This window comes from Kineosporiaceae bacterium, assembly GCA_016713225.1.
GTDB lineage: Bacteria > Actinomycetota > Actinomycetes > Actinomycetales > Kineosporiaceae > JADJPO01.
Window position 1 is genome coordinate 563307 of record JADJPO010000003.1, and the last position, 20295, is coordinate 583601.

The window sequence follows — 20295 nt, forward strand, 5'->3', positions numbered from 1 at the left end:
AACCGGTCACAATGCCCGCATGACCGACGTGCTGCGCCTCGGCGTGATCTCGACCGCCATGATCGCGACGACCAAGGTGATCCCGGGGATCGCCTCGTCCACCCGGTGCCGGGTGGACGCCATCGCCTCGCGCTCGTCGAGCACCGCCGAGGCGGCGGCGGCCCGCCTGGGGATCCCACGCGCCCACGGCTCCTACGAGGCGCTGTTGGCCGACCCCGACATCGACGCCGTCTACAACCCGTTGCCCAACCACCTGCACGCCGAGTGGAACCTGGCGGCGATCCGGGCGGGCAAGCACGTGCTGGCCGAGAAGCCGTTCGCGCTGACCGCGGCCGAGGCCGAGACGGTGTTCGCCGAGGCCCAACGCCACGGGGTGAAGGTGGTCGAGGCCTTCATGTACCGCACCCATCCGAGTTGGCTCGAGGCCAAGCGCCTGGTTGCCTCGGGCGAGATCGGCACCCTGCGGCACGTCCAGACCTTCTTCGGCTACCACAACCTCGACCCCGGCGACATCCGCAACGTCGTCCAGTTCGGTGGCGGCGCGCTCTACGACGTCGGCTGCTACGCGATCAGCTCGGCGCGCTGGCTGTTCGATGCCGAACCCGAGGTGGTCGGCGCCACCCTGGAGCGTCGTCACGCTTCGAGGCACGTTCGGAACCGACACCGTGACCGCCGGGCTGCTGCGATTCCCCACCGGCAGTGCGACGTTCGCCTGTGCCACCTCGATCGAGGACGGGCAATGGGTGCACATCATGGGCGAGGCCGGACGTATCGAGCTGTGGATCCCGTTCAACATCCCGACCGACCGGCCGACCCACCTGACGCTCACCCACGGCGGGGCGCCGCCGGTCGACCCGGCCGTACGGCGCATCGACATCCCGGTGGCCGACCAGTACGCCACCCAGGCCGATGCCTTCGCCGCCCACGTGCTGGACGGCGCGCCACCGGCGGTGAGCCCGCAGGATTCGATCGCCAACCTGCGGGTCATCGAGGCGGTCTTCGCGGCCGCCCGCTGACGGCCGGCCGCCCGGCCCGCTAGCCCTCGCGGATGCCGAACCGTTCGTGCAATCGGCGCAACGGTTCGGGCGCCCACCAGTTCCACTCGCCCAGCAGGGTCATCGTCGCGGGTACCAAGAGCATGCGAACCAGCGTGGCGTCGACCGCGACCGCCACCGCCAGGGCAACCCCGAGCTGCTTGATGATGAGCAGCTTGCCCGCCGCGAACCCGGCGAAGACGATCACCACGATGAGTGCGGCCGAGGTGATGATGCGGCCCGAGTGCTGCAGCCCCTGGCGCACCGCGGCGTCGTTGACGCCGGGGCCGGCTCCGCCGAGCTGATCACGGGTCTCCTTGATCCGAGACAGCAGGAACACCTCGTAGTCCATCGACAGCCCGAACGCGAAGGCCAAGGCCAGCGCCGGCACGGTCTGGTCGATGCCGCCGGTCGAGGTGAAGCCCAGCAACCCTTCCAGGTGGCCCTGCTGGAAGATCCAGACCAGGACGCCGAAGCTCGCCCCGAGCGAGACGGTGTTCATCACCAGCGCCTTGATCGGGATCAGGATCGAGCCGGTCATCAGGAACAGCAGCACGACCGTCGTGAGCGCCACGACGCCGACCGCCAGGGGAGCGCGGTGGGCGATGTCGGCCATGAAGTCGCGCACCACCGCGGTCTCGCCGGTCACCAGGATCGGACTGTTGTCGCCGCGCAGCTCCCGGATCCGGTCGACCACGTCCCGGCCCGCGCTGAGGCGGGGGTCGCCGTCCGGCCGGACCCCGGCGACGGCGATGCGGTCGGCCCCCTCACCGATCACTTGCACCGGCTCGACGGTGGAGACCCCCTCGACCGAGGCGGCGCGGGCGGCCAGCGCCTTCACCGCCGCGGCGTCGCGGCCCACGATCCGGATGGGGGCCGGATTCAGCGCGGGGAAGGAGGCTTCCATGGTGTCGAACAGGTGTCGTTGCTGGGAGGCGGGGGGAAGGATCGAGGTGCCCGTGGTGACCACCTCGATGCCCAGCACCGGCCACGCGGCGGCTGCCAGGGCCATCAGGCAACCCAGGAACACCACGACCGGACGCCGCTGCACCCGCCGGGCCAGCCGCGAGAAGGCACCCTCCTCGGGGGCGATGTCACCCAGCCGCCGGGCCAGCCGATTCAGGCCCGGGATCCAGTGGGTGATGCCCGGGCGCACCAATCGGGTGCCGCCCAGGGCGAGCAGGGCGGGCACCAGGGTGATGGCCACCAGGACGGCCACCACGACCACACTGACCCCCGCCGCGCCGACCGCCCGAAGGATCGATGCGTGGAAGAAGAGCAGGCCGGACAGACTGATCGCGACGGTGATGCCGCTGAAGAGCACGGTACGTCCCGCCGTCCCGAGGGTGTGCTCGAGGGCGCCCCGCATCACCTCGTCGTCCGGACGGCGCCGACGATCCCCGTTCTCCAGGTGCAGCCGGCGGACCTCCTCCCGGAACCGGCTCACCAGCAGCAGGCCGTAGTCGATGCACAGCCCCAACCCGAGCACGCTCACCACGCTCGGGACGCTCGAGTCCAGCTCGATGGCCAGCGAGAACAGCAGCAGGCTCGCCAGGCCGCCCCCGATCGAGGCGATCGCGCCGATGATCGGCAGGCCGGCGGCCAGCAGGCCGCCGAACACGAGCACCATCACCGCCAGGCTGATCGGTAGGGCGATCGCCTCGCCGATGCGCAGGTCCTCCTGCACCTGGCTGTTGACCTCGTCGACCAGTTGCTGGACGCCGCCGATGGTGATCCGGTCGGCGCCCACGGTGCGTAGCTGCGCGCCGAGGCGGTTCAGGTGATCCTCGACGGTCGCGGTCACCGCGTCCTGCGCCGGCCCACTCAGCTCGGGTGCGAGGCGCACGCTGACGATGATCGCCGTCCGGTTCGTGGAGACGAACATCGACGGCGCGGCTGCGGTGGCCGGGGGGAAGAACGGGTCGACCACCATCGCCACGTTCGGTACGGCGGAGAGTTCGGCGCGGGCCGGTTGCAGCACCGTGGGCAAGGTGGGGGCCGCCGGGTCGATGCCCTCGGCGAGCAGGATGACCGAGGTCTGGCCGGGATCGGCCCTGGCCAGCAGATCCTGGCCGTCCCGGCTCTCGCCGGGAACCGTGGGGGCATCGCCCGCCTTCAGCCGTTCGAACAGGCCGGTGAAGCCCAACGCGCCGCTGGCGGCCGCGAAAGCGAACACCAGCAGGATGAGCCAGACAGCCACGAACCAACGGGCCGATCGATGGATCCGCCCACCCAACCAATGCAGCACGGCAGATAGCGTGGCAGGTGTGCACGACCTGTTCGCACCCGACCCCGACTCCGGACCCGACATGGGGCCTGACGGTGGGCACGATGCCGGCCGTCCGGTGGGTACCGCCCCCCTGGCCGTACGGATGAGGCCGCGCGCCGTCGAGGAACTGGTCGGCCAGGCCCATCTGCTCGAGCCGGGCTCGCCCCTGCGGCGGCTGGCCGAGACCACCCCGGGCGAGTCCGGGCGGGCAGGGCCGGCCTCGGTGATCCTGTGGGGTCCGCCGGGCACCGGTAAGACGACCCTGGCCCATGTGGTCTCGCGGGCGACCGGACGCCGCTTCGTGGAGTTGTCGGCGGTCACCGCCGGGGTGAAGGACGTGCGGGCGGTCATGGACGACGCCCGCGACCTCTCGCAGCTGAATCGCCGCCAGACCGTGCTGTTCCTGGACGAGATCCACCGATTCACCAAGGCTCAGCAGGATGCGTTGCTACCGGGAGTGGAGAACCGTTGGGTCGTGCTCGTCGCGGCCACGACCGAGAACCCCTCGTTCAGCGTGGTCGCGCCGTTGTTGTCGCGCTCGCTCGTGCTCACCCTGCGGCCGTTGGACGACGACGACATCCGCACCCTGGTGCAGCGCGCCCTGGACGACGTGCGCGGCTTCGGGGGCACGCTGGCGATCGAACCGGACGCCGCAGCGCACCTGGTGCGCATCGCCGGGGGGGACGCGCGGCGCGCGTTGACGGCCCTGGAGGCGGCGGCCGGTGCGGCGCTGTCGGCGGGGGAGGACCGGATCACGCTGGTGATGGCCGAGCAGGCCATCGACCGGGCCGCGGTGCGCTACGACCGCGCGGGTGACCAGCACTACGACGTGGCCAGCGCACTGATCAAGTCGATGCGCGGCAGTGACGTGGATGCCTCGCTGCACTACCTGGCCCGGATGCTCGAGGCGGGGGAGGACCCCCGCTTCATCGCGCGCCGCATCATGATCGCGGCGAGCGAGGACATCGGCATGGCCGACCCCAGCGCGCTGCAGACGGCTGTCGCCGCGGCCCAGGCCGTGGCCATGATCGGCATGCCGGAGGCCCGGATCATCCTGGCCCAGGCGGTGGTTCACCTCGCCACGGCACCGAAGTCGAATGCCTCCTACCTGGCCATCGACGCGGCCATCGCCGACATCCGCGCGGGCCGGTCGGGTCCGGTTCCGGCGCCACTGCGCGATGCGCACTACCCGGGGGCACGCAGCCACGGGCACGGCACCGGCTACCGCTATGCCCACGACGATCCGCGAGGAGTGGTGGAACAGCAGTACGCGCCCGACGCGATCGCCGACGCGGAGTACTACCACCCCACCGAGCGGGGCGCCGAACGGGAGATCGCCGCCCGGCTGGAGCGACTGCGGGCCATCATCCGCCGCCCCCCGTCGAGCCGAGATCCTCGGTGATCATGTAATCCGTGCACGCTCGTGAAGGAATTCACGAGCGTGCACGGATTACATGATCACCGAGGGTGGGTGGCGTCCGACATGAGCTGTCACACCAGCGCGATAGGGTCGCGGCATGGATGTCGGCGACGTCGCTCTGCTCATCATTGCCTGCGCGTTCCTGCTGCTGGTCGGCTTCCTCGGGGTGCCGTTGATCAAGCTGGGGCGGGTACTGGACGAGACCCGGCTGACCGTCCGTGGGGTCAGCGACGGCACCACGCCGCTGTTGTCGGAGGTGACCACCACCGTGGCCACGACCAACCAGCAGCTGACCAAGGTCGACACCATCACCTCCAATGTGGCGCAGGTGTCCACCAACATCTCGGCGCTGACCTCGCTGTTCGCGGCGACCTTGGGCTCGCCGGTGGTCAAGGTCGCGGCCTTCAGCTACGGCGTCCGGCAGGCCGTCAACGGGCGCAAGGCGCGCGATGCGCGCCGCGCCACCCGCTGACCACTGACCACTGACCACTGAACGACCCTGACGACTGAACGCTGAACGCCGACGAAAGCAGGGGAGGCACCATGTTCGGATTGATCCGTCGCCTGTTCTGGGTGCTGCTGGGCGCCGCCCTGGGGGTGTACGCCGTCCGGCGACTCGGCGCCCTGGCCTCGGGAGGCGCGCTCGGCGAGCGTGCCCGCGAGTTCGGCGACATCGTGCGCGAGGGCATGGCCGAACGCGAGGCCGAGCTGCGCGTCGCTCTCGGCGTCGACGACCCGGACGACCCGACCGGTGCGGCCCGACCCACGTTGACCCCCGAGCAGGCCCGTGACCTGCTGGAAAACCCGATGACAGAGCGCGATCGCTGAAGGGACCGTTGACGTCATGGAGTCCGCAGAGATCCGTCGTCGCTGGCTGAGCTTTTTCGAGAGCCGTGGCCATACCGTGGTGCCGAGCGCGCCGTTGCTCTACGACGACCCCACGCTGTTGTTCGTCAACGCCGGCATGGTGCCGTTCAAGCCCTACTTCCTCGGGCAGGAGACCCCGCCCTACCCGCGGGCGACCAGCGTGCAGAAGTGCGTGCGCACCCTGGATATCGACGAGGTCGGCAAGACCACCCGGCACGGCACGTTCTTCCAGATGAACGGCAACTTCTCGTTCGGTGACTACTTCAAGGAAGGCGCCATCGAGCTCGCGTGGGAGTTGACCACGAAGCCGATCGCGGACGGCGGGTTCGGCTTCGCCGAGAAGGACCTCTACGTCTCGGTCTACGTCGACGATGACGAGGCGATCGCGCTGTGGAAGAAGGTCGCGGGACTGAGCGACGACCGCATCGTGCGGTTGGGCATGAAGGACAACTACTGGTCGATGGGCGTACCCGGCCCCTGCGGCCCGTGCAGTGAGATCCTCATCGATCGCGGTCCGCAGTTCGGTGCCGATCGTGACTGGGACGCCGGTGACCGCTACCTCGAGTTCTGGAACCTGGTCTTCATGCAGAACCTGCGGGGCGAGGGTCCGGGCAAGGAGGGCTACGAGATCCTCGGGGAGCTGCCGGCGAAGAACATCGACACCGGTCTCGGGCAGGAGCGTGTCGCCTACCTGTTGCAGGGCAAGGACAACATGTACGAGATCGACGAGGTCTTCCCCGTCATCGCGCGCATGGAGGAGCTGTCGGGCAAGCGCTACGGCGCTGCCACCGCCGCGGGAGACCCGAGCGACGACATCCGGATGCGCGTCATCGCCGACCACGTCCGCAGTGGCCTGATGCTGATCGGGGACGGCGTGACGCCGTCCAACGAGGCCCGCGGCTACGTGCTGCGACGCATCCTGCGTCGGGTGGTGCGCGCCGTCCGGCTGTTGGGTGTCGCTGACCCCACGCTGGTCGATCTGACCACGGTCTCGAAGAACGTCATGAAGGCGTCCTACCCCGAGCTCGAGGGCGAGTTCTCGCGGATCAGTCAGGTGGTCGCCGCCGAGGAGGAGGCGTTCCGCCAGACGCTGAGCTCCGGCACCACGATCCTGGACGTCGCGGTGCGCGAGGCGAAGTCGGCGTCAGGGGCGGGCACCGGTCCGGTGGTGCTCTCGGGTGCCCAGGCGTTCCAGCTGCACGACACCTACGGCTTCCCGATCGACCTCACCCTCGAGATGGCGGCAGAACAGGGCCTGAGCGTCGACGAGGACGAGTTCCGCCGGCTCATGACCGAGCAGCGTCAGCGCGCCCGCGCCGACGCCGCGGCCAAGAAGACCGGCCACGTCGACACCACGGTCTACCGCTCGATCGCCGAGACCCTCGGGGCGCCGGTCGAGTTCATCGGGTACGACCACCTCACGGGCGAGGCCGGGGTACGGGCGCTGCTGGTGGACGGCGTACGCGCCGACGTGGCGCACGAGGGGCAGAACGTCGAGGTGATCCTCGAGCGCACCCCGTTCTACGCCGAGGGCGGCGGTCAGCTCGCCGACGGCGGCCTGATCGAGCTCGATGGTGCGGTCATCCAGGTCGACGACGTGCAGTCGCCCATCACCGGCCTGGTGGTGCACCGCGCCCGAGTGCTCAGCGGTGAGGTCAAGGTCGGTGCCCCGGCGCGGGCAGAGGTGGACGTCGAACGCCGCAAGGCGATCAGCCGGTCTCACACGGCGACCCACATGGTGCACAAGGCGATCCGAGAGGCCTTGGGGGACACCGCGACCCAGGCCGGTTCGGAGAACTCTCCGGGCCGGTTCCGATTCGACTTCCACGCCAACGCAGCGCTGCCCGCCAGTGCCGTGCGTGATGTCGAGGCGCGGGTCAATGCCCTGCTCATCGAGGACCTCGAGGTGCGCGCCGAGGTGATGACCCAGGAGCAGGCCCGGGCGGCCGGGGCGATGGCGTTGTTCGGCGAGAAGTACGGCGACCGGGTTCGGGTGATCTCGGTGGGGGAGTGGACCCGCGAACTGTGCGGCGGCACCCATGCGCCGCGCTCGGGGCAGCTCGGCATGGTCCGGCTGCTCGGCGAGGGGTCGATCGGCTCCGGGGTGCGCCGCGTGGAGGCTCTGGTGGGCGTGGACGCCTACCAGTTCGCCGCCCGGGAACACCTGCTGGTCTCACAGCTGACCGATGCCCTCAAGGTGCGCCCGGAGGAGCTCACCGACCGGGTGGCCTCGCTGGTGGCCCAGTTGCGCGATGCCACCAAGGAGATCGACGCGATGCGGGCGGCGGCGGTGCTCGCCGGGGCCGGCGCGCTGGTCGACGGGGCAGCCGAGGTGTTCGGGGTCCGCGTGGTGACGCATGACGCCGGGGACGTCTCGACCGACGAATTGCGCTCGCTGGCCCTCGACGTCCGGGGCCGGATGCCGGTCGACACGCCGGCGGTCGTCGCCGTGGCCGGCCGCTCCAAGGGACGGCCGCTGGTGGTCGTGGCCACCAACGACGAGGCACGGCGCTGGGGGGTACGGGCCGGTGACCTGGTGAAGCAGGCCTCCGCTGTGCTCGGTGGCGGCGGTGGCGGCTCGCCCGAGGTGGCCCAGGGCGGTGGCTCCGATGTCTCGAAGCTGTCCGAGGCGCTGCAGCGGGTCGAACACGCCGTCGGAGAGATCGTCACTCGGCGGTGAGACGTGGTGTCCGGCTCGCTGTCGATGTCGGCAGCGTGCGCGTCGGAGTGGCCCGCTGCGATCCCGACGGGATGCTGGCGGTCCCCGAGTGCACCCTGGCTCGCGCTGCGGACAGTAACGGTCCGACCACGGATATCGACCAGTTGGCTGAGCTCGTGGCGGAGTATCGGGCTTTCGAGGTGCTGATCGGGCTACCGCTGACCCTCGCCGGTGCCGAGGGGCCTGCGGCGGCTGCGGCCCGCGGATACGCTGAGGCCGTCGCGCGCCGAGTGGCGCCGGTCGGCGTCCGGCTGGTTGATGAACGGCTGAGCACGGTGACCGCAGCCCGCTCGATGCGCGACGCCGGCAGGAAGCAGCGACGCAGTCGTCCGGTGATCGACCAGGCGGCCGCGGTGGTGATCCTGCAGGCTGCCCTGGACGCCGAACGCGCCACCGGGCGACCACCCGGACAGCCGGTGGCGAGTACGACCACCGCTCGGCAGGGTGGGCAGGGGGACGACGCCGGAGAGTCCGGCGCGCAGAGAGCGGAGGCACCGCCGTCGTGAACGACATGCCCCTGGGCGCGTCGTCCCCGCCCCCCGTGCGGCAGCGACGGGCGGCGCGCGAGAGCGAGAAACGCCGGCGCACCCGCTCGCGTCGGGGTCGAGTATCGGTGATCATCGGCCTCGGCGTTCTCGTGGCCGCCGCCGGCCTGGCCTGGTTCACGATCCGCCCGCTGATCAACTCACTGTTCGCCCCGGACGACTACCCCGGCCCGGGCACCGGTCAGGTCAGCGTGACCATCCCCGAGGGGGCCACCGGCGCAGCCATCGGTCGGGTGCTGCGAGAGGCCGACGTGGTCAAGACGGCCGACTCCTTCGTGTCGCTGGCCGACAAGGACGCTCGGGCCTCGAAGATCCAACCCGGGGTGTACACGTTGCGCAAGCAGATGAGCGCCGCCGGAGCGTTGCAGGTGTTGGCCGATCCGGCGAATCGTGTCGTCAAGAAGGTGACGGTGAAGGAGGGTCTGCGTCTCGTCGAGATCCTCGACGCCCTGGCGAAGGGCAGCGGCATCCCCCTCGCGGACTTCCAGGCGGCCGTGAAGCAGCCGGCCGAGATCGGCCTGCCGGCCGAGGCCGGTGGCCGGGTCGAGGGATGGTTGTTCCCGGCGACCTACGAGATCTCCCCGCAGACCACCGCACTCGATCTCATCGCCGACATGGTGCAGAAGACGAAGGCGGAACTGACTCAGCTCGGGGTGGAACCCCCGCGGTGGAAGGCTGTGATCATCGAGGCCAGCCTGGTGGAGGCCGAGCGCGGATCGGATGAGGATGCGGGAAAGATCGCCCGGGTCTTCGCCAACCGGATCGCCCAGAAGCGCCCGTTGCAGTTGGACACCACGGTCAACTACGCGTTGAACCGGCGCAAGGTCGCGGTCTCGCTCAAGGACCTCACGGTCGATTCGCCGTTCAACACCTATCGTCACGCCGGCCTTCCGGTGGGGGCCATCTGCAGCCCGGGGGTGGTCGCGATCCAGGGGGTGCTCAATCCCGTCGAGGGCCCGTGGCTGTACTTCGTGGCGGTCAACCCCGACACGGGCGAGACCAAGTACGCCACCACCGAAGCGGAGTTCGCTGTCCTCAAGGCCGAGCTCGACAAGTGGCTGGCCGCCAACCCGGGGCGTTGAGGTGACCGCCGGGCGGCGGGCGGCGGTTCTCGGCCACCCGATCGCGCACTCGCTGTCGCCCCTGATGCACCGCGCCGCCTACGCGGCGCTGGGTCTGAACACCTGGACGTACGAGTCGTTCGACGTCGACGAGCCCGACCTGGCGAGCTTCCTGGCGACGGTGGACGGGGGCTGGGCGGGTCTGTCGCTCACGATGCCGCTCAAACGGGCGGTGCAACCTCACCTGGCGGGCCAGAGCGACCTGGCGGCACAGGTCGGCGCCGTCAACACCGTGGTCGTCGAGGGCTCCGGATCCTCGGCGTCGGCAATCCGCCTGCAGGGCTACAACACCGACGTCTACGGGATCATCCACGCGCTCGGTGAGGCTGGGGCCACAGCAGTCGAGCACGCCGTGGTGTTGGGTGGTGGCGCCACCGCGGCGTCTTCGTTGGCTGCGCTGCGCGACCTGGGCTGTCCCGTGCCGGTGGTGCTGGTTCGCTCCCGCGAGCGGGCAGTTCCCCTGCTGGCCGCAGCCCGGCGGCTCGGCGTCGCCCCCGAACTCGACAGCCTGGACGTCGCCACGGCGGCCCGGCGTCTGGCCTCGCTGCCGCCGGGTGCTGTGGTGATCTCGACCCTGCCGGGTCAGGCGGGTGACGCCCTGGCCGAGGACCTCGCCGGCGCGGTGGCGTCCACGCCCGCCGTCCCGGTCCTGCTCGACGTCCGGTACGACCCGTGGCCGACCCCACTGGCCCGCGCCTGGTTGGTGGCGGGCGGGGAGGTCAGCGGGGGGTTCTCGATGCTCGTCCATCAGGCCGAGGGCCAGGTTCGGTTGATGACGAGGCTGCGTCCACCGCTCGACGTGATGCGCGCCGCCGGACAGCTCGAGCTGGACCGCCGAGCGGCATCGCGGGGCCGGGCGGGCTAGCGCACCTCAGCACGAGCACGAGTACCTGCCCGAGCTCAAGCTCGAGGCCTGGGGGGCCGACATCCGGTGCATGAGGCCGTGTCGCCGTGGCGGGCGCCAGTGAGACAACTGGCCGACATCCTGCTCGACGCACGCCTCGTCGACGAGGGGCAGCTGGCAGCTGCCTACGACGAGCACGAGCGGGTGGGGCGCAGCCTGGGCCGCATCCTGGTCGAGCACGGTGTCCTGACCGAGGCTCAGTTGGTGCAGGCCCTCGCCGCGCAGATCGGCCTGCCGTTCGTCGACCTGGCCGAGCACCCGGTCGACGGTCACACCGTGAGCCTGGTCTCCGAGGCCGTGTGCCGGCGTTACGCGGTCCTGCCGATCGGGGTCGAGGAGGGCCGGCTGCTGCTCGCCATGGCCGATCCCGGCAACGTGTTCGCCGTGGACGACGTCCGCTCACTGACCGGCCTGGAACCGCGGCCGGTGGTCGCCACGCGCGAGGACCTGTTCGCGGCGATCGAACGGTACTGCCGCGCCGACGGCGACCTGGACGATCTGAGCACCGCGTTGTCCGAGGACGCCGATCATGACGACGCGGCCATCGTCGCCGAGGTGATCGACGACGCCCCGATCGTGCGCTACGTGAACCTGCTGATCACTCAGGCGATCAGTGACGGTGCCTCGGACATCCACATCGAGCCCGCCGAACACGACGTCCGGGTGCGGTATCGCATCGACGGAGTGCTGCACGAGGTGATGCGTTCACCCAGGTCGATCCAGTCCGGGGTGATCTCGCGGCTGAAGATCATGTCGGACATGGACATCGCGATCCGGCGGGTGCCCCAGGACGGCCGGCTGTCGGTCACCGCCGGTGGGAAGAAGATGGATCTGCGCGTGGCCACGCTGCCCACGGTGTGGGGCGAGAAGGTGGTCATGCGGGTGCTGGACAACAGCACCGCCCGGTTGGCGCTGCCCGACCTGGGCTTCGACCCGGCCAACTATGAGCGCTACGCCACCAGCTACCGCAAGCCGTACGGGATGTTGCTGGTCACCGGCCCGACCGGGTCGGGGAAGTCCACGACGCTCTACGCGACCCTCAATGCGATCGCGCGGGACGAGATCAACGTCATCACGGTCGAGGACCCGGTCGAGTACCGGTTGCCGGGCATCAACCAGGTGCAGGTGAACACGAAGGCGGGGCTGACGTTCGCCGCCGCCCTGCGCTCCATTCTGCGTTCCGACCCGGACGTCGTGCTGATCGGCGAGATCCGCGATCACGAGACCGCGCAGATCGCCATCGAGGCCGCCCTGACCGGTCACCTGGTGTTGTCGACGCTGCACACCAATGACGCGCCGTCGGCGATCACCCGATTGACCGAGATGGGCATCGAACCCTTCCTGGTCGGATCTGCGGTGGAATGTGTTCTGGCGCAACGGCTGGCGCGCAAGCTGTGCGTGAAGTGCAAGGAGGCCTACCAGCCGAGCGAGAAGGAACTGCTGGCTGCTCGCTACCCCTGGCAGCCGGGGGAGCCGCTGCCCCAGTTGCACCGGCCGGCGGGTTGCGCGGCGTGCGCCAAGACCGGTTACAAGGGCCGACTGGCACTGCACGAGGTCATGGTCGTCTCCGAGGAGATCGAGCGCCTGTGCGTCGCACGCTCAGCCGCCGCGGAGGTGGGCGACGTGGCCAAGGCCCAGGGGATGCACTCGTTGCGCACCGATGGCATGTACAAGGTGCGCGACGGCCTCACCTCGCTCGAGGAGGTGCTGCGCGTGGTGGCCTGAGGCTCTCGAGCCTCAAGCGCGCCGCGGCAGCGACCGATCCACCACTGAGAGCCAATCGGGCACCACCCTGCCATCGAGGAGCGACGTTGGAGCACAGCGCGCAGCCGCAGTATCCGCCGGCGACACCAACGCTGGCGCCCTCGCCGGTCCCGATGCAGCCCGCTGCTCCGGTGCCGACCCTGGCTCCGCCGCCGCAGCCCCCGATGCCTCCCGCCCCCGTGCACAGCACTCAGTCGGCCCAGCCGCCCCAGCCGGCTCAGCAGGCCCATCCCACGCCGCAGGCCGTGGCTTCACCTGCTCCGTCGCCCCACGGTGGTGGCTTCGAGCGCAAGGGCACCGAACAGCAGGTGGAGGAGAACGACCTCGACCTGAGCTCCGTGCTCACCACCATGATCGAGATGGGTGCCTCCGACCTGCACCTGACCGTCAGCGCACCACCCCTGGCACGGGTCAACGGCGACCTGGTCGAGTTGCCCGATCAGCAGATCCTGACGCCGCAGATCCTGCAACGGGTGATCTACGCCATCCTCACCCAGAAGCAGCGAGAGCGATTCGAGGCCGAGCTCGAACTCGACCTGTCCTACTCCCTGCCCGGGCAGGCCCGGTTCCGGGTGAACGTCTACCGCCAGCGTGAGGCGCTGGGTGCAGCCTTCCGCCGCATCCCGTACGAGATCCACTCGCTCGAGAAGCTCGGCATCCCGCCGTCCGTCTCGAACTTCGCGGCGCTACCTCGCGGCATGGTGCTGGTGACCGGTCCGACGGGCTCGGGCAAGTCGACGACGCTGGCGGCACTGGTCGACCTGGCCAACCGCACCCGCAAGGACCACATCATGACCGTGGAGGACCCGATCGAGTTCCTCCACCGGCACAAGTCGTGCATGGTCAATCAGCGTGAGGTGGGCGAGGACACGCTCTCGTTCGGCAACGCGCTCAAGCACGTGCTGCGCCAGGACCCCGACATCATCCTGGTCGGTGAGATGCGTGACCTCGAGACCATCTCGGTCGCGCTGACCGCCGCCGAGACCGGCCACCTGGTCTTCGCCACCCTGCACACGCAGGACGCCGGCCAGACCATCGACCGGGTCATCGACGTGTTCCCGCCGCACCAGCAGCAGCAGGTGCGGGTGCAGCTCGCCGGGGCGATCCAGGGTGTGGTGTGTCAGACCCTGTGCAAGACCCGGGACGGGCGAGGCCGGGCAGCGGCCACCGAGGTGATGGTCGCCACCCCAGCCATCCGCAACCTGATCCGCGAGGGCAAGACCCATCAGATCTACTCCGCCCTGCAGGCGGGAGCCCAGTACGGCATGCACACGCTCGACCAGCATCTGGCCGAGTTGGTGCGCACCGGGCGGATCACGATGGATCAGGGTCGCGAGAAGTGCCACCACGTCGAGGACTTCAACCGCCTCGTCGGCCGGTTCTGAGCGCCAGGAGATCAGTGATGAGCACGGCCACCAAGACCTTCGAGTACTCCGTCCGCGACCGCAAGGGCAAGCTGGTCAACGGCAAGCTCGACGCCCCGACCGAGGCTGCCCTGGCGCAGAAGCTGCGGGGGATGGGCTATGCGCCGATCTCCATCCGCGAGGCCAACTCGGGCATGAACCGCGAGATCTCGCTGCCGTTCGGTGGCGGGGTCGGGTTGAAGGACCTGGCGGTGATGAGCCGCCAGTTCGCCACGATGATCAACTCAGGTCTGTCGTTACTCCGTGCTCTGGCGATCCTGTCCGAGCAGACCGACAACGCCAAGCTGGCCAAGACCCTGGGCGAGGTCCGGGGAGCGGTCGAGGCCGGGCAGTCGCTGTCCACCGCGATGGCCCGCCATCCGGAGGTCTTCCCCCCGCTGCTGGTGAACATGACCCGGGCCGGCGAGGTGGGTGGCTTCCTCGACTCGGTCCTGCTGCAGATCGCCGCCAACTACGAGGCCGAGGTACGGCTCCGGTCGAAGATCAAATCGGCGATGACCTACCCCACGGTCGTCTTCGTGATCGCCGTGGTCGCCGTGATCGGCATGCTGATCTTCATCGTTCCGATCTTCGCGAAGATGTTCAAGGATCTCGGCGGGGAGCTGCCGGGGCCCACCAAGGTGCTCGTGTTCCTGTCGGACTCGCTACGACTGGGAGCGCCGGTGTTGCTGGTGCTCGGCATCGTCGGTGTCGTGGTGTGGGGCCGGGTGAAGAACCGCGAGGGTGTGCGGCGGGTGGTCGACCCGATGAAGCTGCGGCTGCCGGTGTTCGGCTCGCTGTTCCAGAAGGTCGCGATCAGCCGGTTCACCCGCAATCTGGGCACCATGCTGCAATCGGGTGTCCCGATCCTGCAGAGTCTCGAGATCGTCGGTGACACCAGCGGCAACATCGTCATCCGTGACGCCTCCAAGGCCGTCGAGGAGAACGTGCGGCGGGGGGAGTCGCTGACCGCGCCGTTGACCGAGCACAAGGTGTTCCCGCCGATGGTGGTGCAGATGTTGGCCGTCGGTGAGGACACCGGGGCGATGGACACCATGCTGCACAAGATCTCCGACTTCTACGACCAGGAGGTCGAGGCGACGGCCGAGGCGCTGACCAGCCTGATCGAGCCCCTGATGATCGCCGTCCTGGGCACGATCATCGGCGGGATGATCATTGCGCTCTACATGCCCATCTTCTCGGTCTTCAACCTGATCAAGTAGGGCGTCCGCGACGATTCGGGTCGTTCAGCGGGACTCGCTGGCCCGTTCGGGCGATCCGGCTCAAGTCGTCGGCTCGGTGAGCCGATACCTCCCCTGTCATCGCAATCGGCCCGGACCCTATGTCTGCGAACGGGTTCCACGGCCTCGCCATCTGAGTCGAAGGAGAGCACTCGATGCTCGCTCGCATTCGCAAGTCCATGGCCGAGAAGGACGAGGGCTTCACCCTCATCGAACTCCTGGTGGTCATGATCATCATCGGCATCCTGGCCGCGATCGCCATCCCGGTCTTCCTCAGCCAGCGCGAGAAGGCTCAGGACACCGCGACCAAGGCCGACGTCACCACCATCGGTAAGGAGATCGCCACCTACTACGTGGACGGCGACCCCACCGGCGAGGTTGCCGTGGGCAAGGACGCCAACAACCAGTACACCGTCAACGCCAAGGTCGTCGGCCGGTCCAGCCAGGCCACCATCGGCGCGCCGACGATGACGTTCCACGCCACCGACAAGGCCAACAAGTGGTGCGTGCAGCTGACGAACACCAACGGCGGCACCCAGACCTGGAAGTACTCGGCCAAGAGCGGCCTCGCCAGCGGTGCCTGCGCAGCGGCAGACGTCGCCTGATCCATCGAGTTCCGCCAGGGGCGGCCCCGCAACTGCGGGGCCGCCCCTGCACTGTGTCGGCGATCCGTCCGCAGTGGGATGAGGGATTGTTGCCGACTGTGATCCATTGGCCCGTTCGGTTGATCCGACTCAAGCCTTCACCACGCTGTGTCGACGTCTCACCTGTCATCACGATCCGGCCCGGACCCTATGTCTGCGAACGGGTTCCACGGCCTCACCAGCTGAGTCGAAGGAGAGCACTCGATGCTCGCTCGCATTCGCAAGTCCATGGCCGAGAAGGACGAGGGCTTCACCCTCATCGAACTCCTGGTGGTCATGATCATCATCGGTATCCTGGCCGCGATCGCCATCCCGGTCTTCCTCAGCCAGCGCGAGAAGGCTCAGGACACCGCGACCAAGGCCGACGTCACCACCATCGGTAAGGAGATCGCCACCTACTACGTGGACGGCGACCCCACCGGCGAGGTTGCCGTGGGCAAGGACGCCAACAACCAGTACACCGTCAACGCCAAGGTCGTCGGCCGGGCCAGCCAGGCCACCATCGGCGCGCCGACCACGACGTTCCACGCCACCGACAAGACCAAGTGGTGCGTCCAGCTGACGAACACCAACGGCGGCACCCAGACCTGGAAGTACTCGCCCAAGAGTGGGCTGTCCAGCGGTGCCTGTGCGGCGGCGGACATCGCCTGATCCCACGGGCTGTGCCAGGGGCGGCCCCGCGCCGCGGTGTCGCCCCTGGTTCGTCCGGGCCGCGAAGGTTCGGCCACCACTGTCGAGCGTCGAGACGGAGTCGAGGTCGTGAGGCGACACATCAGGTCTGACGAGGGCTTCACCTTGATGGAGGCCGTCGTGTCCTCCACGATCATGGGCATCGGGGCACTCGTCGTGGCCAGCCTGGTCTTCGGCACCCTGGGACTGACCGCCGACTCGGGCCGGCGCACCGCGGCGGCCAATCTCGCGGCGAGTCAAGCCGAGGCGCTGCGCCAGGTCTCGGCGGTCGACATCCCGGATGGTCGCGTCGTCCTGCCCACCCAGACCGTGGGCGGCACCGTCTACACGATCACCCAGGACGCCACCTACACCACCTACAACGGCGCCGTGTCCGCCTGTACCGGCACCGGGCGGCTGGCCGCCAAGCGCGTCACCGTGACGGTCACCTGGGCCAACATGGGCAACACCGAACCCGTCACCACCGAGACCATGCGCAGCCTGGGCTTCAACGCCAGCAGCGGTGGTCTCGACACGGCCAAGGGATCCCTGGCGGCCTACGTCCTGGACTCCTCCGGGTCACCGGTACCCAACGCTCAGGTCGTCCTGCGCACCTCCAGCGGGACGACGCTGGACACCGAGACCACCGGCGCGGACGGCTGCGCCGTGTTCACCAATCTGTCCGCCTCGAGCAACGTCTACGCGACGGCTTCGCGGAGCGGCATGGTGGACATCAGCGGCCTCGACAGCGTGACCGACACCGGTAGCGGCATCGTGGCGAACTCGGTGATCAAGACGACGCTGAGCCTCGGCGAGCCGGGATCGCTCACCGCGACCCTGGTCCGGCCGTCCGGCACGTCGATGCCCGCCTCCTACGGCGCCAACGCGTTTCAGCCGTACCTCACCACCACCCTGTGGCCCAGTGCCACCACTCGGCGCAGCCCGCCGAACTGCGCCACGGCCACCCCTTCGCAGGCGTGCCTGAGCTCGGCAACCAGTTCGGGCTTCACCGCCACGCGGCTGTTCCCCGCGGCCTACGGCGCGTGGGCCGGGTCCTGTCAGGACGCTCGGCCCGCCTCGCTCCCGCTCACCAGCGTCGTCACCGGCCAGACGGCGAACGTGAACGTCTCGCTGGCGGGAGTGCGGTTCCGCCCCGACAACGCCGCTGCGGTGGGCAAGACGGTGACGGCGACCCATGCTGCCGATGCCTACTGCGCCGGCGGTGAGGTGATCACGCTGGGCGTGATGCCGGCCATGGGCAATACCTCCAGGGTTGCGTTGCCGCCGGGAGCGTGGACGCTCACCGTGCCGAGTGGCACGCGTCCGCAGTCGGTGTCGCTGACCGCCGGCAATGTCAGCTCGACGGTGTCGGTGGGCTGAGGTGTCGCGATCGATGTTCCCCAGCCGCCGGCCGGGCCGCCGGCTGTTCCCCGCAACGGACGATGCCGGACTCAGTCTGGCCGAGCTGTTGGTGTCCATGGTGATCACCTCGATCGTGTTCATCCTGGGCGCCACGATGCTGACCACCACCCTGCGCGAACGACGGTTCGCGGATGCGCGCACCGCCCAACAGGCCGACGCCCGGATCATGACCGAGATGCTCAGCCGCGATCTGCGGGTGGCCGTTCCGGCGCCGAACGGTACTTCGCAGAGCGCCTTTGCCTTCGCCTCGCCGCGCAAGATCGTGTTCTACTCGCGCGACGGTGGCGCCACGCCGGTGTTCTCCCAGATCACCTACGAGGTCGACAGCACCTCGCAATGCCTGCGGCGAACGGTGATCCCCTACACCGGGGGTGCGTTCCCGGCGTCGGCCTCCACCACACGCTGTGTCGCCCCGGGCCCGGTGAACATCGCGGGCGAGGTGCTGTTCTCGTTCCACCGGCTCCGGGTCGACATGGACACCGCACCGGTGGCGTTGTCGGTGCCCACGAGCGGGGCAACGCTCCCGGGCGACGAGGCGACGCTGCGCATGGTGGCCTCGGTTCAGGTGACCTTGCGCGTGCGGGCGCAGGACAAGCTGGAGGTCGCCCCGGCGGCCGTCTCGGAATCGATCACACTCGTCAATCAGAGCAATGCAATCCGGATCGGGAAGATCTCATGAGGATGTCGACCCCTGGGCAGCGCGACCGTTCCGACGAGGGCATGGCGCTCTTGTTCACGGTGGCCGTGATGCTGATGCTCACCGCCTTCCTGTTGGTGAGTCTCACCATGGCGCTGCAACAACAGAAGCCGACGCGCACCGATCAGGACGCCAAGGCGGCCATGGCCGCCGCACAGGCCGGACTCGACGACTACCTGTCCCGGCTGATCAACAACCAGGGCTACTGGCAGAGCACGGACACCACCAACGCTGCCCTCACGACCTCCGGCACGACCATCCCCGGCACTCAGACCGGTGCCCGGTTCCGCTACCAGGTGGTCCGCACGCCCAACCAGACCGGCAGCGGCGGGCGGCTCGTGGTGCGGGCGATCGGCAGTGCGAACGGGGTCAGTCGTACCCTGACCGCGACCTTCCAGCCCGGCAGCTTCCTGAACTACGTGTACTTCTCCGACAAGGAGAACCTCAGCCCGCTGTACACCGGCAGCACCTCCGTCGCGTGCACCAGGCGTTGGTGGCAGGGGCGCAACTCCGGTAGCTGCAGCGAGATCCAGTTCGCCAACGGCGACCGGATCAACGGCCCCATGCACACCAACGACACCCCGATGATCGGTGGCTCGGTCACCTTCAGCGGCCGGGCGACCACCTCGACCATGACCCCGTTCGGCACGTCTCCGACCACCCAGTGCTCGGGGTCGAGCTGTTACCGGGTCAACGGCTCGGCGAGCTTCCCGGCGAACACTCCGGTCTACAACCCCCTGGTGCAGATCCCGGCGTCCAACACCGAACTCGCCCAGAACGCGAACGACTTCGGCTGCGTGTACTTCGGGGCCACGCACATCACGTTCAGCGGCACCACCATGACGGTCTACAGCCCGGGTACCACCGTCGCCAATCGTCCGGAGTGCTTCAATCCCGCCAACCGCACCTCCGCCCAGACCGTGAACCTGGCGCCCGCCATCTTCATCCAGGATCTGACCTCGGCCTGTACCCAGGCCAATCAGCAGGCGCGGGGCTTCCCGAAGAGCCGGGTGATCGCCGGTATCACCTACAACGAGACCACCACGGGGGTGACCCCGAGCTATGCCTGCAACCTGGGCACCGCCTACATCGGCGGAACGGTCAGCGGCAACGTCACCGTGGGATCCACCCAGGACGTGATCATCACCGATGACCTGGTCTGCGCCAACGACCCCACGCTCGATCCGGAGAGCACCGACATCATCGGCCTGATCCCGGGGCACAGCGCCTGGGTCTACCACCCGGTCAGCGGCAACACCGAACTGCTGACGACGACCCAGCGGATCAATCGGATCGACGCGGCGATCCTGACCATTCAGGACAGCTTCATCGTGCAGCAGTACAACGCTGGATCCGACCTGGGCACGTTGACGCTGTACGGCTCCCTGGCGCAGAACTACCGCGGCACCGTCGGGACCAGCGGCGGTGCTGGGCGGACCGGCTACCTCAAGGACTATCAGTACGACGCGCGGTTCGCCGGTGGTGCCATTCAGCCGACCTACTTCCTCAAACCGCTGTCGGCGCAGTGGGAGTACGAGAATGTCACGGACGGCTGATGCCGGGCGATAGCGTCGGG

The 20295-nt window shown here is 69.1% G+C and carries 16 protein-coding genes and 1 pseudogene; 16 read left to right on the forward strand and 1 reads right to left on the reverse strand.

From position 1 onward, the window contains the following. The first annotated feature begins 19 nt into the window (after nucleotides 1–19). Nucleotides 20–1016 (forward strand): annotated as a pseudogene (locus IPK24_13610) (Gfo/Idh/MocA family oxidoreductase). A 19-nt stretch (nucleotides 1017–1035) separates the two neighbouring features. Here IPK24_13610 and IPK24_13615 read toward each other — a convergent pair. Continuing rightward, nucleotides 1036–3345, reverse strand: a complete 2310-nt coding sequence (locus IPK24_13615) for an MMPL family transporter (protein MBK8076562.1) — start codon at nucleotides 3343–3345, stop codon at nucleotides 1036–1038. On the opposite strand from IPK24_13615, the gene IPK24_13620 reads away from it, so the two are divergent. The 15 genes from IPK24_13620 to IPK24_13690 all read left to right on the forward strand — a co-directional run bounded on the left by IPK24_13620 (nucleotide 3344) and on the right by IPK24_13690 (nucleotide 20275). After that, entirely contained in the window at nucleotides 3344–4705 is a 1362-nt protein-coding gene (locus IPK24_13620; protein MBK8076563.1) for a replication-associated recombination protein A, read from the forward strand. The two genes, IPK24_13615 and IPK24_13620, sit on opposite strands and share 2 nt — an antisense overlap. 115 nt (nucleotides 4706–4820) lie before the next feature. Next, entirely contained in the window at nucleotides 4821–5195 is a 375-nt protein-coding gene (locus IPK24_13625; GenBank protein MBK8076564.1) for a DUF948 domain-containing protein, read from the forward strand. Between the two features lie 71 nt (nucleotides 5196–5266). Continuing rightward, on the forward strand, nucleotides 5267–5551 hold the full coding sequence (locus IPK24_13630; GenBank protein MBK8076565.1) for a hypothetical protein: 285 nt from the start codon (nucleotides 5267–5269) through the stop codon (nucleotides 5549–5551). Between the two features lie 16 nt (nucleotides 5552–5567). Continuing rightward, nucleotides 5568–8270: an alanine--tRNA ligase gene (alaS, locus tag IPK24_13635; GenBank protein ID MBK8076566.1), complete on the forward strand. Its 2703-nt coding sequence runs from the start codon at nucleotides 5568–5570 to the stop codon at nucleotides 8268–8270. After that, complete coding sequence (ruvX, locus tag IPK24_13640) at nucleotides 8267–8815, forward strand: Holliday junction resolvase RuvX (GenBank protein ID MBK8076567.1); 549 nt, start codon at nucleotides 8267–8269, stop codon at nucleotides 8813–8815. The genes alaS and ruvX overlap by 4 nt, the downstream gene beginning before the upstream one ends. After that, nucleotides 8812–9936 (forward strand): endolytic transglycosylase MltG, encoded by a 1125-nt coding sequence (mltG, locus tag IPK24_13645; GenBank protein MBK8076568.1) that lies wholly within the window; start codon nucleotides 8812–8814, stop codon nucleotides 9934–9936. The genes ruvX and mltG overlap by 4 nt, the downstream gene beginning before the upstream one ends. A 1-nt stretch (nucleotide 9937) precedes the next feature. Further along, on the forward strand, nucleotides 9938–10840 hold the full coding sequence (locus IPK24_13650) for a shikimate dehydrogenase (protein ID MBK8076569.1): 903 nt from the start codon (nucleotides 9938–9940) through the stop codon (nucleotides 10838–10840). A gap of 99 nt (nucleotides 10841–10939) precedes the next feature. After that, a complete protein-coding gene (tadA, locus tag IPK24_13655) occupies nucleotides 10940–12604 on the forward strand; it encodes a Flp pilus assembly complex ATPase component TadA (protein ID MBK8076570.1) in 1665 nt (554 codons plus the stop codon). A gap of 203 nt (nucleotides 12605–12807) precedes the next feature. Continuing rightward, nucleotides 12808–14028, forward strand: coding sequence for a type IV pilus twitching motility protein PilT (locus IPK24_13660; protein MBK8076571.1), 1221 nt, complete (start codon nucleotides 12808–12810; stop codon nucleotides 14026–14028). 17 nt (nucleotides 14029–14045) lie between these two features. Further along, on the forward strand, nucleotides 14046–15269 hold the full coding sequence (locus IPK24_13665) for a type II secretion system F family protein (GenBank protein ID MBK8076572.1): 1224 nt from the start codon (nucleotides 14046–14048) through the stop codon (nucleotides 15267–15269). A gap of 173 nt (nucleotides 15270–15442) precedes the next feature. Then, nucleotides 15443–15892, forward strand: coding sequence for a prepilin-type N-terminal cleavage/methylation domain-containing protein (locus tag IPK24_13670; GenBank protein MBK8076573.1), 450 nt, complete (start codon nucleotides 15443–15445; stop codon nucleotides 15890–15892). 243 nt (nucleotides 15893–16135) lie between these two features. Beyond that, nucleotides 16136–16582 carry a prepilin-type N-terminal cleavage/methylation domain-containing protein gene (locus IPK24_13675; GenBank protein ID MBK8076574.1) on the forward strand — a complete coding sequence of 149 codons (447 nt, stop codon included), beginning with the start codon at nucleotides 16136–16138 and terminating at the stop codon, nucleotides 16580–16582. Between the two features lie 159 nt (nucleotides 16583–16741). Then, nucleotides 16742–17980 carry a hypothetical protein gene (locus IPK24_13680; protein ID MBK8076575.1) on the forward strand — a complete coding sequence of 413 codons (1239 nt, stop codon included), beginning with the start codon at nucleotides 16742–16744 and terminating at the stop codon, nucleotides 17978–17980. A gap of 13 nt (nucleotides 17981–17993) precedes the next feature. Then, a complete protein-coding gene (locus IPK24_13685) occupies nucleotides 17994–18701 on the forward strand; it encodes a hypothetical protein (GenBank protein MBK8076576.1) in 708 nt (235 codons plus the stop codon). Beyond that, complete coding sequence (locus tag IPK24_13690) at nucleotides 18698–20275, forward strand: hypothetical protein (GenBank protein MBK8076577.1); 1578 nt, start codon at nucleotides 18698–18700, stop codon at nucleotides 20273–20275. The genes IPK24_13685 and IPK24_13690 overlap by 4 nt, the downstream gene beginning before the upstream one ends. The last annotated feature ends 20 nt before the right edge of the window (nucleotides 20276–20295 follow it).